The sequence below is a fragment of the Aeromonas dhakensis genome (assembly GCF_000820305.1).
Lineage (GTDB): Bacteria > Pseudomonadota > Gammaproteobacteria > Enterobacterales > Aeromonadaceae > Aeromonas > Aeromonas dhakensis.
In genome coordinates, this window is record NZ_CDBH01000062.1 from 1 (window position 1) to 12716 (window position 12716).

12 protein-coding genes and 1 riboswitch are annotated in these 12716 nt (G+C 62.4%); of the genes, 5 read left to right on the top strand and 7 right to left on the bottom strand.

Annotated features, from left to right (window positions below; translation table 11 throughout):
- The first annotated feature begins 444 nt into the window (after positions 1 to 444).
- Positions 445 to 939 carry an RNA recognition motif domain-containing protein gene (locus BN1143_RS17750; RefSeq protein WP_005306971.1) on the top strand — a complete coding sequence of 165 codons (495 nt, stop codon included), beginning with the start codon at positions 445 to 447 and terminating at the stop codon, positions 937 to 939.
- Positions 940 to 957: 18 nt separating this feature from the next.
- On the opposite strand, the gene murI is transcribed toward BN1143_RS17750, so the two are convergent.
- From murI to BN1143_RS17765, 3 genes are all read right to left on the bottom strand, one after another.
- Complete coding sequence (murI, locus tag BN1143_RS17755; protein ID WP_042051580.1) at positions 958 to 1752, bottom strand: glutamate racemase; 795 nt, start codon at positions 1750 to 1752, stop codon at positions 958 to 960.
- Positions 1753 to 1857: 105 nt separating this feature from the next.
- Positions 1858 to 3735, bottom strand: coding sequence for a TonB-dependent receptor domain-containing protein (locus BN1143_RS17760; RefSeq protein ID WP_042051581.1), 1878 nt, complete (start codon positions 3733 to 3735; stop codon positions 1858 to 1860).
- Positions 3736 to 3787: 52 nt separating this feature from the next.
- A riboswitch (cobalamin riboswitch) is annotated at positions 3788 to 3965 on the bottom strand.
- Between the two features lie 35 nt (positions 3966 to 4000).
- Complete coding sequence (locus BN1143_RS17765; protein WP_010635666.1) at positions 4001 to 4903, bottom strand: LysR family transcriptional regulator; 903 nt, start codon at positions 4901 to 4903, stop codon at positions 4001 to 4003.
- A gap of 111 nt (positions 4904 to 5014) precedes the next feature.
- On the opposite strand from BN1143_RS17765, the gene BN1143_RS17770 reads away from it, so the two are divergent.
- From BN1143_RS17770 to BN1143_RS17785, 4 genes are all read left to right on the top strand, one after another.
- Positions 5015 to 5941, top strand: coding sequence for a sodium-dependent bicarbonate transport family permease (locus BN1143_RS17770; protein WP_005306982.1), 927 nt, complete (start codon positions 5015 to 5017; stop codon positions 5939 to 5941).
- 4 nt (positions 5942 to 5945) lie between these two features.
- A complete protein-coding gene (locus BN1143_RS17775) occupies positions 5946 to 6248 on the top strand; it encodes a P-II family nitrogen regulator (protein ID WP_005306985.1) in 303 nt (100 codons plus the stop codon).
- 62 nt (positions 6249 to 6310) lie between these two features.
- Positions 6311 to 6820 carry a 5-(carboxyamino)imidazole ribonucleotide mutase gene (gene purE / locus BN1143_RS17780; protein WP_042051582.1) on the top strand — a complete coding sequence of 170 codons (510 nt, stop codon included), beginning with the start codon at positions 6311 to 6313 and terminating at the stop codon, positions 6818 to 6820.
- Positions 6817 to 7941: a 5-(carboxyamino)imidazole ribonucleotide synthase gene (locus BN1143_RS17785; RefSeq protein ID WP_042051583.1), complete on the top strand. Its 1125-nt coding sequence runs from the start codon at positions 6817 to 6819 to the stop codon at positions 7939 to 7941. The genes purE and BN1143_RS17785 overlap by 4 nt, the downstream gene beginning before the upstream one ends.
- A gap of 74 nt (positions 7942 to 8015) precedes the next feature.
- Here BN1143_RS17785 and BN1143_RS17790 read toward each other — a convergent pair whose 3' ends face one another.
- The 4 genes from BN1143_RS17790 to leuE form a co-directional block, all read right to left on the bottom strand.
- Complete coding sequence (locus tag BN1143_RS17790) at positions 8016 to 9206, bottom strand: L-lactate MFS transporter (RefSeq protein ID WP_042051584.1); 1191 nt, start codon at positions 9204 to 9206, stop codon at positions 8016 to 8018.
- 109 nt (positions 9207 to 9315) lie between these two features.
- Positions 9316 to 10047 (bottom strand): LytR/AlgR family response regulator transcription factor, encoded by a 732-nt coding sequence (locus BN1143_RS17795; protein ID WP_017785110.1) that lies wholly within the window; start codon positions 10045 to 10047, stop codon positions 9316 to 9318.
- On the bottom strand, positions 10041 to 11714 hold the full coding sequence (locus BN1143_RS17800; RefSeq protein WP_042051585.1) for a sensor histidine kinase: 1674 nt from the start codon (positions 11712 to 11714) through the stop codon (positions 10041 to 10043). The genes BN1143_RS17795 and BN1143_RS17800 overlap by 7 nt, the downstream gene beginning before the upstream one ends.
- A 174-nt stretch (positions 11715 to 11888) precedes the next feature.
- Positions 11889 to 12527: a leucine efflux protein LeuE gene (gene leuE / locus BN1143_RS17805; RefSeq protein ID WP_005307001.1), complete on the bottom strand. Its 639-nt coding sequence runs from the start codon at positions 12525 to 12527 to the stop codon at positions 11889 to 11891.
- Between the last annotated feature and the right edge of the window lie 189 nt (positions 12528 to 12716).

Genomic DNA, 12716 nt, shown 5'->3' on the forward strand with positions numbered 1-12716 from the left:
AGCGTGGCGCTTGTCGCGCTAAGGTGGCGTATAATACCTTCCTCACTTCGAAAGTCAAGCGCTTGTTTTCGCTTTTCTTTCGGCGCTGGCTTCACGAGGAAGCGAGCTCATCAGGTTGGCGTGTTCTGCCGTGCTGGTGAGGGCGCATTATAGGGAGGCGCGTCGCGATGACAAGGCTTTTTTTGAAGAAAGTCACGGAAATCTCAAATTATCCAATTAGAAACAGCTTACTCAGTGTATATATACAATGTTATCCACAACCCAATGATTTCAGACCCCTTTTATCATCATTTAAGTGGGTCTTCCTCCCGCAAGGGATGCCATACTGGAACGGATAATGTGTCCCGAATGGTCCATGGTAGCGCCCGGCTGGAAAGCTGGTTACCATGGAGGTGAATAGAGTGTTGCACCTTTTTTGCTTTCATTTACAAAAGGTCTTTAAAGATGAATTTATCCAAGTTTCCCGTTTATGTGCAGGCAGCCATCCTTGCCCTGGTGTTGGCACTGGTTGGTTATCTGGTTGCCCAGGCACTGCAATTTTCTTTGAAAGCCGAAGTGATTTTTGCTGTGGGTCTGGCCATCGGCGGTTTCGTGGTACCGCTGTTCCTCAACAACCGTGCGCCCGCCGGCGCCACTGAACAGGCCTCCAATCAGGAGACCTGCACCTTATATGTAGGCAACCTGCCATACCGTGCCAATGAGATAGCCGTGCGTGAACTGTTTGCCGAACAGGGCCAGGTGATCTCAGTTCGTCTGATGAAGGACAAGGCCACCGGCAAACGCCGGGGATTTGGTTTCGTAGAGATGCCTGCTGCGGACGCCGCCAAGGCGATCGCCGCGCTCAACGACAAGGAGTATCAGCAGCGCACTCTCAAGGTGCGCGAAGCCAATGACAAGCGGGATAAAGATGAACGAGAAGGCAACGAGGTTGACGCCTGATCGGCAACCGATCGTTTGTTAGAACCCGACCTCTTCGAGTGATGACAGCCCCCAAGCTTGCAAGGGGGCTGTCAGTTTCTGGGTCTGGGCATCCAACCGGGTGCAATAGGCGCTCCCCCCGACATCTTCCATCCGCGTCGGTGTCGTGACCAAACCAGTCAACAGGTGAGCCACCCGTTTGGCAACTGCACTGCCGGAATCCACCAGTTGGCACGCAGGCATCAGCTGCCGTATCTCTTCATCCAGCAACGGGAAATGGGTACAGCCCAGCACCAGGGTATCCGGGTGTTCTTCCCCTTCCAGCCAGTCCGCCAGTACTTCCCGCAACAACGCCATATTGACCGGCAGACCCGCCAGCTTGCGTTCGGCCTCGATGACCAGCTCGGTCGCCCCCTTGAGCAGCACCCGCTTGCCCGGCGCAAACTGGGCGATGAGCTCGTGGGTGTATTCACGGCTGACGGTACCCGGTGTCGCCAGCAGACCGATGCAACCGTTGCGGGTGAGCGCGGCCGCGGGCTTGATGGCAGGCACCACCCCTACCACGGGAATAGCCAGAGCCTCGCGCAGGGCAGGCAGCGCTATGGTGCTGGCGGTGTTGCAGGCGATCACCACCAGATCGATATGATGACGAGCCACCATGGTAGTGACCAGTCGGGTGCAGGCAGCAATCAGGGCAGGCTCGCTCAGCTCACCATAGGGGAAGTTGGCGTTGTCGAAGCAATAGAGATAGTTGTGTGCCGGCAATGCGCGGCGGATCTCGCGGTAGATGGTCAGCCCACCCATACCGGAGTCGAACACGAGAATATTGGCCACTTGAGCTCCCCTTTGGTGCAAGTCGGCGATCATACTCCCGCCCACCGCCAATAGAAAAGGCCCCACCAATGGCGGGGCCCCTCATTTATACAATCACGGTCGGGATCAGAGTGAGTAGTCGACCGTCACGTAATAGGCACGCTCGTCGGCCGGGTAACCCACCGCAGTCTGGTACTCCTTGTCCAGCAGGTTGTTGATCTTACCGGAGATCTTCCAGGAAGGCGCGACCTGATAACCCACTGCCAGGTTCCAGACACTGTAGCCACCCAGCTGGGTCGTGTTGGCCGCATCGCCATAGCGCTCGCCCTGATAGATCCAGCTCAGGGAGCCATCGAACTGCTGCCACTGTGCCTGGGTCACCCACTTGGCCCCCTTGCGGGAGATCAGCTGCAGCTGTTTGTCGGTCACCTTGTCCTTGGGATCCTTGTACTCGGCAGAGACCCGGTGGCTCAGCCAGCCAGTGTCAAATTCCCCTTCCAGCTCGATACCCTCGATCCGCGCCTTGCCAACGTTCTGAGGGCTCCAGAGGCTGTTGGAATCACTCGGATTAGTGGGTGCCCACTGGATCATCTGCTCGAAATCGTTGCGATAACCGGTCACACGCCACTCGACGCCGGCAGTCTGGCCATCGAGCATCAGCTCGCGGCTCTTCGACTCTTCCGGCTTCAAGTCAGGGTTGCCTGAGCCCGGGTAGTAGAGGTCATTAAAGGAGGGGGCGCGAAAGCCAGTGCCGTAACGGGCACTGAGGCGATAATCCTCCACGAAGCGCCAACCAGCCCCGGTCTGCCAGGTGTTGTGACGACCAAACTGCTTGTTGTCGTCACTGCGACCGCTCAGCTCGGCCTGCCACGTCTGGTTGTCAAACTGGGCCAGAGCATAGAGCCCGGTGTTGTCGCGCTCGTCGGCATTGCTCGGGAAGGCAGTGCCGGAGGAGCGGGAACTGGCATCCAGCATGTCACGCTGCCAGTCGGCGCCGCCACCCAGGGTCCAGTTCTCGTCCAGCTTGACGTTGTTGACCCAGTTCAGGGTGTACTGACGGGTATAGAGCCGGTCAGTGGCCTGATCGCGGCCGCTGCTGTCCGGGTAGTCGTAGGCATCCTGTTTAGAGAAGGCACCGCGCAGTTCGCTCAGGTAACGCTCGTCGTGATAACGGGACCCCAGCTGGTAGCTCTGGTTCTCGGTCCAGGTTTCGTTGCGCTGATGGTAGGCCGGGCCCCAGGCAGAAGCGGCGGACGATCGGTCGTACTGGGCAATGTTGCGGAACCAGCGGGTCGTGCCGAACAGATCCCAGTTGCCGGTCAGCGCATGCTGATAGTCCAGCATGGCGTTATAGCCCCGGTGACCGTGCTTGTCGCCATCGTTCACCCCTGCGATGGGGTGGACGTTGTAGCCGGTCTCGTCATCGAAGCCCCCGGCAACCTTGAGCTGGCCAGCTTCACCGATCTGGCTGGCGCTGCTGAAGGCGGCCTGGCGCTGTTTGTGAGAGCCGGCACCGACATTGAATTTGTGCTTGTTGGTCGCGGGATCGGGACGGGTGATGATGTTGATCACCCCGCCGATGGCATCCGAACCATAGATAGTGGCACGCGCACCGCGGATATATTCGATACGCTCCACCTGATTGAGCGGCAGGTTGTTGAGCTCCGTCATCCCGGCGGTCAGAGAGGCGCTACGCACCCCGTCCACCAGCACCAGGGTCTGGGAAGAGGTGCCGCCACGCACCCGCAGCGAGCTCAGCTGGCCACGGCCACCATTGCTCACCACTTCCACGCCGGGCAGGGTCTTGACCACATCGGTCACAGTCTGGGCTTGCAGACGGTCAATCTCGTCACGGGTCACCACGTTGACGGGAGCCAGCACACTGGAGGCAGGTTGGGCGACACGGGTGGCGGTCACCACCATGGTGGGGTTGACGGGGATGGTCAGTGGCTGGGCAAAGGCCGCCGTTGGCAACAGGGCAGCCGCCAATAATTTCTTGGACATGAGAGATCCTTAAGTTCGCGTAAGCATCTACTTCGTGGCCGGTTTCTCTCGGCCCGAAATACGAACTTTGGCAGGTCTTCGGGCTGGGGGGCTGATGGCCTACGGCGACGGCTTCCCACCCGATGGCAGTGCCCTGATGTCGCTTCGTTCCCCCTTACCGCTGCGCGCCAGCTCCGGATTTTCACCGGATTCCCTATTAAGCATGATGCGCCAAAGCGCAGGGATTATAGGCAGAGCAGAGGTGGATGTATAGCCATCCAGATTTCTATTTCTTGCCACCCAATGCCGCCAATCTCTGCTTCGCCCCTGCCATCACAGCCTGTACACCGGGATGGGAGAGGTGGCGACCGGCCGACACCAGATAGTAGGAAAGCGTCACTTCGGTCAGGGTTGCAATCCGTTCGACACCATAGAGCCGCGCTATCTCCTCGGCCATGGCCAGCGGCGCCGGGAAGATCCCCATCCCCGCCTTGCCAAACGACTTCATCAGAGTCGAATCATCGAACTGGCCGACCAGATGAGGATGAATGCCCTGCTGACGATACCAGGCCAGCAGGCTGTCATGGGTCGCCGACTTCTCCCCCGGAATCAGCAAGGGCAAGCCTTCGAGGGAAGCAGGAAAACCCTGCCGTGCCCGAGCAGCCAGCTCGGGGCTGGCAAACAGCGCCAGCGGGCTGCGTCCCAGCTCGTGGTTGTAGCCGCGCACCCCGCTGTCGGGAGGAAGCGGGCGATCGATCAGCACCATGTCGAGCTTGTGGCTGGCCAGCTCGCTGAACAGCTGTTCCGCCCGCTCTTCATGGCACACCAGGCGCAGCGGGGTGGCCAGCGCCATGGCAGGCGCCAGCAGCTCGAACGCCAGGGTACGGGGCACGGAGTCGGCGATCCCCACCTGCATGGTCAGCTCCTGGCTGGCATGGCGCAGGGTATGCTCGAGATCGGCGCCGAGCGAGAAGATGGCGCCGGCCTGTTCGAGCGCCTGGCGACCGGCGGCGGTCAGGGCCAGCCGCCGCCCCACCCGGTTGAACAGCGCCACCCCGAGGGAGAGCTCCAGCTCGGCCACCTGACCACTGACGGTCTGCGGCGTGAGGTGCAACTGTTCGGCGGCCCGCGTCACACTACCGCTGCGCGCCACGTGCCAGAAGTAATAGAGCTGTTTATAGTTGAGCATCGGGTCCCTTATCAGTTTTTACCGAACAATCATCAATCAAAATCTGATTTTATCGAAACATCTTGCACTCTAGCATGCAACCACCCTGTGAATTGCCTCCTGCGAACTCCCATGCTGGATGTTGTTGTACTCTTTTTCCTGTTTGGCCTGCTGGCCGGTCTGGTGCGCTCCGAGCTCAAGCTGCCGCCCGCGCTCTACGATACTCTCTCCCTCTTTCTGCTGCTGGCCATCGGCCTCAAGGGCGGCGTCGGTCTGGCGCAGCAATCCCTGCAACCCTTATTACCGCAACTGGCGCTAGTGATCCTGCTCGGCATGCTGCAGACCCTGGCCGGGTTTGCCGTGTTGCGCCTCAAGATGAACCGGGTCGATGCCGCCGCCACCGCCGCCCACTACGGCTCGGTCAGCGTGGCGACCTTTGCGGTCGGGGTGAACTGGCTCACTGAGCGCGGCATCAGCTTCGAATCCCAGCTCTCCATCTTCCTGGCGGTGATGGAGATCCCCGCCATCCTGGTCGGCATCGTGCTGGCCCAGGGAGTGAGCCGGCAGACCCGCTGGCGCCGGCTGGCCCATGAAACCTTCCTCGGCAAGGGAGTCACCCTGCTGCTGGGCGGCATGGCCATCGGCTATCTGGCCGGCCCCGATGGGATCGCCCCGCTCAAACCCCTGTTCGTCGACCTGTTCAAGGGGGCGCTGGCGCTGTTCCTGCTGGAGATGGGCCTCATCGTCGCCCGCCAGTGCCAGGACCTGCGCCGTCACGGCCTGTTCCTGCTCGGCTTCGCCCTGCTGATGCCGCTCGCCTCGGCTGGCCTCGGCCTGGTGATCGGCCAGCTGATGGGACTCTCCCTGGGTGGCCTGACCCTGCTGGCCACCCTGGCAGCCAGCGCCTCCTATATCGCAGTGCCGGCCACCATGCGCATCGCCGTGCCTCAGGCCAATCCGGGCCTGTCGCTCAGCGCCGTGCTGGGGGTCACCTTCCCGTTCAACATCATGCTGGGGATCCCGCTTTACCACAGCTGGGCCCGCCACTTCACGGAGTAGCCACATGCAGACCGAGATCCGCACCCTGCTCACCGTCATCACGGAAGCGAACCTGGAACCCACCCTGCTGCGCACCCTCACCCGCGAGGGGCTGCGTGGCTACACCATCACGGATGCCAGAGGGCGCGGCGACCACGGTGAGCGCAACGCCAGCTGGAGCGAGAGCGGCAACATCCGGCTGGAAGCGATCTGCAGCCGCGAACAGGCGGAACGCCTGCTCGCCCACCTGCAGAGTCGCTACTACCCCGACTATGCCATGGTCGCCTTTTTGCAACCGGTCGAAATCGTCCGACCCGAAAAATTCTGAGCCGGCTTGCCGGCTCTTTTTGCCAACCAGAGACAAACGTTTGACTGCAAGGAGTCATAGCCATGAACACCCCTCCCCTGATCGGCCTGGTAATGGGATCCGACTCCGACTGGCCCGTGATGCAGGCCGCTGCCCGCATCCTCAAGGAGCATGACGTCCCTTACGAGGCGCGCGTGGTCTCGGCCCACCGCACCCCGGATCTGCTGTTCGAATATGCCGCCAGCGCCCGTGAGCGTGGCCTGCGCGCCATCATCGCCGGGGCTGGCGGCGCCGCCCATCTGCCTGGCATGGTGGCCGCCAAGACCACCCTTCCGGTGCTGGGTGTGCCCATCCCGACCCGCCAGCTCAAGGGGATGGACTCCCTGCTCTCCATCGTGCAGATGCCCAAGGGGGTGCCGGTCGCCACCTTCGCCATCGGCGAGGCGGGGGCCGCCAACGCCGGCCTGTTCGCGGTCTCCCTGCTCTCCGTTGCGCAAGACGGCGATGCCCCCCGCTATCAGCAGCAGCTCGACGGTTTTCGCGCCAACGAACGCGACCGGGTGCTGGCCCTCACCCTGGAGGACCCGGCATGATACTGCCACCCGCCACCCTCGGCATGCTGGGGGGCGGCCAGCTCGGCCGCTACTTCGTGATGGCCGCCCACCGCCTCGGCTACAAGGTGGTGGTGCTGGATCCCGACCCTGCCAGCATCGCCGGCGCCGCTGCCGATCACCATATTGTTGCCGCCTATGACGACCCGACGGCACTGCACGATCTGGCCAGCCGCTGCGCCGCCGTCACCTGCGAGTTCGAGAACGTGCCGGCCACCGCCCTGGCCCTGCTGGAGCAGTACAAGCCGGTACGCCCGGCCGCCGGTGCCGTGCGCATCTGTCAGGATCGCCGCGAAGAGAAGGCCTTCCTGAGCAGAGCCGGCATCCCGGTCGCCCCCAACCAGACCCTGCAGCCGGGCGAGCCGCTGCCCGAGCTGCCGGACGACCTCTTCCCCGCCATCCTCAAGACCGCCCGCGAGGGGTACGACGGCAAAGGCCAGTGGACCATTCAGGCCGCCGACCAGCTGCCGGCCGCACTGGCCGCCAGCGGCGTCCCCTGCGTGCTGGAGAAGCGCCTGCCGCTGGAAGGGGAGTTTGCCCTGACCCTGGCCCGCAGCCCGAGCGGTGCCATCGGTGCCCTGCCGCTGGTGCAGAACTGGCACAGCGGCGGCATTCTGGACCAAACCCGCTCCCCGGCCAACGTACCAGCGCTGGAGGCCGACGCCAGACGTATCGCCGAACAGCTGATCGCCGCCCTCGACTACGTCGGCGTGCTGACGGTGGAGTTCTTCCTGGTGGCAGGCAAACTGCTGGTCAACGAGCTGGCACCCCGCCCCCACAACTCGGGCCACCCCAGCCTCGACAACGCCGAGTGCAGCCAGTTCGAGCTGCAGGTGCGCGCCCTGTGCGATCTGCCGCTGCCCGCCCGGATCGCCGCGCGCCCCGCCATGTTGCTCAACCTGCTGGGGGATCTCTGGCAAAACGGCACGCCTGACTGGGCCGCCCTGCTGGTACTGCCCGGCGTGCATCTGCACCTCTACGGCAAGGGGGAACCCCGCCCCGGCCGCAAGATGGGCCATGTCACCATCACCGCCGCCAACTGGCCGACGGTGGAAGAGACCTGCCAGCGGGTGCGCCAGCTGCTGGGGCTACCGCCACACTGAGCCCTGAGCCGCGCACAAAAAAAGACCCGGGCCTGGCCCGGGTCTTTTCATTGCTTGCTGCGGTAAGAAGGTGATCAGGCCCGTTCGACCGATACCGGCGCCGGCAGGCGGATGGTGAGGGAGAGCACCAGGGCCACCACCAGCAACACCAGAATGAGGTTGAAGGTCGCCATGAAGCCGCCGAACAGGGAGGCCACGATGGAGCCGATGATGCTGCCCAGACCAAAGCCCAGATAGATGACGCCGTAGTTCTTGGTCAGGTTGTTGAGACCGAAGAAGTCGCTCACCAGCGAGGGGTAGACGGTGATGGTGCCGCCGAAGCTGAACGCCACGCAGGCCACCGCCACGAAGAACAGGTTGGCGTTGAGCGGCACGAACAGCAGCAGCGCCATGCCGGCCAGGGTAATCAGCTGGGCGATGGTGATGACCCGGATGCGGGACATCTTGTCGGAGAGGATGCCCAGCACCAGCCGGCCACCCAGGTTGGCCATGGCGATGATGGCGACGGCGTTGGCGGCGACCACGGCCGGCAGGCCCACCATGTTCTCGCCGATGTCCTTGGCCACGCCGATGACGTAGAGACCGCTCATGCAGGCGGTGAGGAACATCAGCGCCAGCATCCAGTACTGCGGCTTGCGCATCGCCTCGGCCAGGGTGAAGTCGCGGCTCTCGCTCTGCTGCACGGCGGTGGCCTGCTTGGGCGCATCCTTCATCAGCATGCCACCCACCAGTACCATGGACATGGCGATCAGCCCCCACAGCTGGAAGGTGGTCTCCAGGCCGTTGCTCGAGAGCAGCAGCAGGTTGATGTACTTGAAGCCCAGGCTACCGAGGCCATAAGCACCGATGGAACAGGCGGAGATCAGTCCCTTGCGCTCCGGGAACCACTTCACGCAGTTGGAGAGGGTCATCAGGTAGCCGGTACCGTCGGCAAAACCGACCAGGATGCCGGCGCAGAGGTAGAGCATCGCCAGGTTGCTGGCGTGGGCGGTGAGGAAGAAGCCGATGCCGAGCAGCACGCCGGCACCCAGGGTGACGTTGCGCACCCCGAACCGCTCCTGCAGCTTGCCCGCCAGGGAGGAGGCCACCGCCAGCGAGAGGCTGAGCAGGCCGAAGGCGAAGGCAACCTGGCTGACCGGCTCGTCCAGCTTGTCGGAGAGCTGGGCGTTGAACAGGCTCCAGGTGTAAACGGATCCCAGCGCGAACTGGGTGATGATGGTCCCCAACAGGGTGAGGTAGCGGGTGCGATTCATCTCTTTGGTCATGATGCGTCTCGGTCAATGGCCTTAAGGAAACTGGGGCCACTATAGGCAAGACGCCACTCCCGCCGACCGATTAAGGCATGAAATGCAGATCGGCGGGAATGAATGACAATCAGAGCCGCATCAGCTGACGGAACGCCTTGATGTTGCTGCGGCTGACCGGCACCTCGAACGGCAGATCATGGAGCCGGATGAGATAGGTGCTGTTGAACCAGGGCACTATCTCGCGGATCTTGTTGATGTTGACACAGTAGGAGCGATGGCAGCGGAAGAAGCCCTCCGCCGGCAATCGGCTGACGAACTCGCTGAGGGTCATGGTCATCACGTAACGGTCATCGCGGGTGTAGACATAGGTGAGCTTCTCGTCGGCTTCCGCGTAGTAGATCTGCTCGCAGGGGGTGACGATGATGCGCTCCCCCTTCACCAGATTGACGGTGCGATTGTGTGGCGTGCCCGGCTCGCTCCCCTGCCCCGTCTGCGACTTGCCCGCCAGCTCGAGCTTTTGCAGCAGGCTGATGAGGCGCGGCTCGTTGTAGGGTTTGAGGATGTAGTCGAACGCCTCCAGCTCGAACGCCTCCACCGCAAACTCCTTGTAGGCGGTGACGAAGACGATGTGGGGCGGATGGCTCGACTTGTGCAGATTCTTGGCCAGCAGCAGGCCGTCGATGGAAGGGATCTGGATATCCAGAAACACCACGTCCACCTCGTGATCCTGCAGGTATTTGAACGCCTCCAGCCCGTCCTCGAAGCTCGCCACTATCTCGATCTGGCTGTGCTGATTTACCAGATAGATGAGCTCCTCGCGGGCGAGGTATTCGTCTTCCACTATGATGGCTTTCAGCATGGCATCGACTCCTGATCCGGCAGATAGAAACTCACTTCGGTACCCGGCTCCAGCCGCTTGAGGTGCAGGCCGTCGCCATAGAGCAGCTTTACCCGCTGATGCACGTTCATCAGGCCGATGCTGCGGCTCTCCACCCGCCCGGCGGCGACCCCGTCGATCACCTCTTGGCTGATGCCGTAACCGGTATCGCGCACCGCCACCCGAATGCCGCCCGCCAGCTGCTTCACCTCGATGGTGACCCTGCCCGGCGCACTGCGGGGCTGGATGCCGTGCAGGATGGCGTTTTCCACCAGCGGCTGCAACAGCAGGCTCGGCACCTGAATGTGCACGTCATCCACCTCGAACACCACCTCCAGCTTGTCGCCGAAGCGGGCCTGCTCGATGGCCACGTAGTCGCGCACCTGCTGCAGCTCCTCCTGGATGTCGATGAGGGTGTCCCCCTTGTTGAGGTTGTAGCGCAGGTAGTCCGCAAGGTTCGCGATCAGCTGGCGCGCCTGCTGGGGGCGGATGCGGATCAGCGACGAGATGGCATTGAGGGCGTTGAACAGGAAGTGCGGGTTGATCTTGCTCTGCAGCGCGGTGAACTCCGCCTTGCGGGTCATCTCTTTGAGTTGCTCGATGCGCGACACCTCCATCTGGGTGGAGATGAGCTGGGAGAGGCCCACCGCCATCTCCTTGAGGGAGCTGGTGATGCTGTGGGTGCGGCGGTAGTAGATCTTGAGGGTGCCGCTGACGGCGCCGTTCTCCCGCAGCGGAATAATGATGACCGAGTGGAAATCGGCCAGATGATACTGGCGCAGATCGTTGTTGATGATGATCTGGTCCAGCAGCACCGCCCGCTGGGTCATGGCACTGATGGCGTGGTGCTCGTCCAGTTCGTAGTAATCCTTGCCCACCCCCACATAGGCCAGCACGTCGCGGGTGTCGGTGATGGCCACCGCATCGGCGCTGATCTCGCTGCGAATGATGCCGCACACCTGGCTCAGGGAGTGACGATCGATGTTCTGGAAAAACGGCAGCGTCTTGTTGGCGATGTCCAGCGCCAGCTTGGCCTGCTTGGCGGCAATCAGCTCCTTCTCGTCGTCCAGGTCCTGCACCAGCTTGATGATGAGACCGATGCAGAGCGCCCCGGCGATCATCGGATAGGCGATGTGGCTGACGATCTCGACCCCCACGGCGTGGGGCTCGGTCAGTTGCCAGATGAGCAGCATGGTGAGCCCCTCGCAGGCCATGCCCGCCAGGATGCCGTACAGCCAGAGCCGCGACTTGCGGCAGCGCAGGTGCAGCCAGGTCGCCAGCAAGCCGGCGATGATGCTGGCGATGAGACACGGGATAGAGGTATGACCGTCCATGTCGATGAGGTAGCGGTGCAGGCCGGAGATGACCCCGGCCGGAATGCCGACCCAGGGGCCGAACAGGATCCCGCCCGAGATGATGGCGATGATCCGCACGTTGATGAGGGCCCCCTCCACCGGGATGCCGGTGTAGGTGCTGAACACCGCGAACAGGCCGAAGATGGCCGCCACCAGCACCAGTTCGGCCGGGGTGTGGTCCCGCTTCTGGAACAACCGCTGGAACGGCCGGGTGCGGGTCAGAAAGAACAGGGTCATCAACATCAGCGCTGCCCGTTCGAACACCGCCAACAACATCATCTGATTTTCGAGCATGAGACCATCCGACCGATTGCAACCAGGGAACACAACTGAATTATCTCTCGCCATGACACGTGGAAGGCAAGCATGAGGGACTGATCCCCTCATGATAAAGCGCAGTAGTTTACCCCAGCCGACCGGATAGGGAAGGCCGCGACTCCCCCGGACGGGTGTGACCCCTTGTCGGGGTCAGGATGACAGCGTGGCCAGCCTGGCGGCGAAGCCCATGAAGAAGAGGCCGATGAGGCCGTTGCCGAGTCTGGCGAGGCGTACCTTGCGCGCAAAGAAGCGGGCCATCAGGGTGCCGCCGAAGATCAGCAGGGTCAGATAGACGAAGCTCATGGCCTCCAGCATGCTCGCCAGCACTAGGTAGGAGAGCCAGGTGTGGGCATAGTTGAAGTCGACGAACTGCACGAAGAAGGAGACGTAGAACAGGATCGCCTTGGGGTTGGTGAGACTTAAAGTAAGCGCCTTGGAGAAGTAGCGCTCGCCGTGCTCGACCACGGACGCCTGCCCTTCCCGCCTGGCGATAAAGTTGGCGTGCAGGATCTTCACCCCTAGGTAGAGCAGATAGAGGGCGCCGAGATAGCGCACCAGGGTGAACAGCAAGGGGGTGGTGCGAATGAGGGAGGCGATGCCCAGATAGGCGCAAAAGATCAGGATGGCGTCGCCGACAAAGACCCCGAGGGCTGCCTGGTAGCCGGGGCCGACGCCGCGGCTCGCCCCGGTGCGCAGCACATAAATCGAGTTGGGCCCCGGCGCTATGATGATGAAGAAGAGCCCCACCAGATAGGTCCAGACATTGATGACACCCAGGCTCTCAAACATGGCGCGCCCCTCTGGACCTGGAAAACAGCCCGCTCAGGCAGGTCCAGACGTTGATGACTCCCAGGCTCTCAAACATGATCCCTCCATGGCGGGTGGCGACCCACATAATGCGACGACGAGGTTTCTATACTAATCCTCCGCCCGCCGAGCACAAGCACCGAGCAATGATCCGTTCGTCTCTGGGCAACC

Bases quoted from the DNA above. Each gene is read 5' to 3' on its own strand.
- BN1143_RS17790 (WP_042051584.1), bottom strand. From the start codon at position 9,206: ATGACCAAAGAGATGAATCGCACCCGCTACCTCACCCTGTTGGGGACC.
- BN1143_RS17800 (WP_042051585.1), bottom strand. From the start codon at position 11,714: ATGCTCGAAAATCAGATGATGTTGTTGGCGGTGTTCGAACGGGCAGCG.
- BN1143_RS17760 (WP_042051581.1), bottom strand. From the start codon at position 3,735: ATGTCCAAGAAATTATTGGCGGCTGCCCTGTTGCCAACGGCGGCCTTT.
- BN1143_RS17785 (WP_042051583.1), top strand. From the start codon at position 6,817: ATGATACTGCCACCCGCCACCCTCGGCATGCTGGGGGGCGGCCAGCTC.
- BN1143_RS17765 (WP_010635666.1), bottom strand. From the start codon at position 4,903: ATGCTCAACTATAAACAGCTCTATTACTTCTGGCACGTGGCGCGCAGC.
- leuE (WP_005307001.1), bottom strand. From the start codon at position 12,527: ATGTTTGAGAGCCTGGGTGTCATCAATGTCTGGACCTATCTGGTGGGG.
- purE (WP_042051582.1), top strand. From the start codon at position 6,311: ATGAACACCCCTCCCCTGATCGGCCTGGTAATGGGATCCGACTCCGAC.
- BN1143_RS17775 (WP_005306985.1), top strand. From the start codon at position 5,946: ATGCAGACCGAGATCCGCACCCTGCTCACCGTCATCACGGAAGCGAAC.
- BN1143_RS17795 (WP_017785110.1), bottom strand. From the start codon at position 10,047: ATGCTGAAAGCCATCATAGTGGAAGACGAATACCTCGCCCGCGAGGAG.
- BN1143_RS17770 (WP_005306982.1), top strand. From the start codon at position 5,015: ATGCTGGATGTTGTTGTACTCTTTTTCCTGTTTGGCCTGCTGGCCGGT.
- BN1143_RS17750 (WP_005306971.1), top strand. From the start codon at position 445: ATGAATTTATCCAAGTTTCCCGTTTATGTGCAGGCAGCCATCCTTGCC.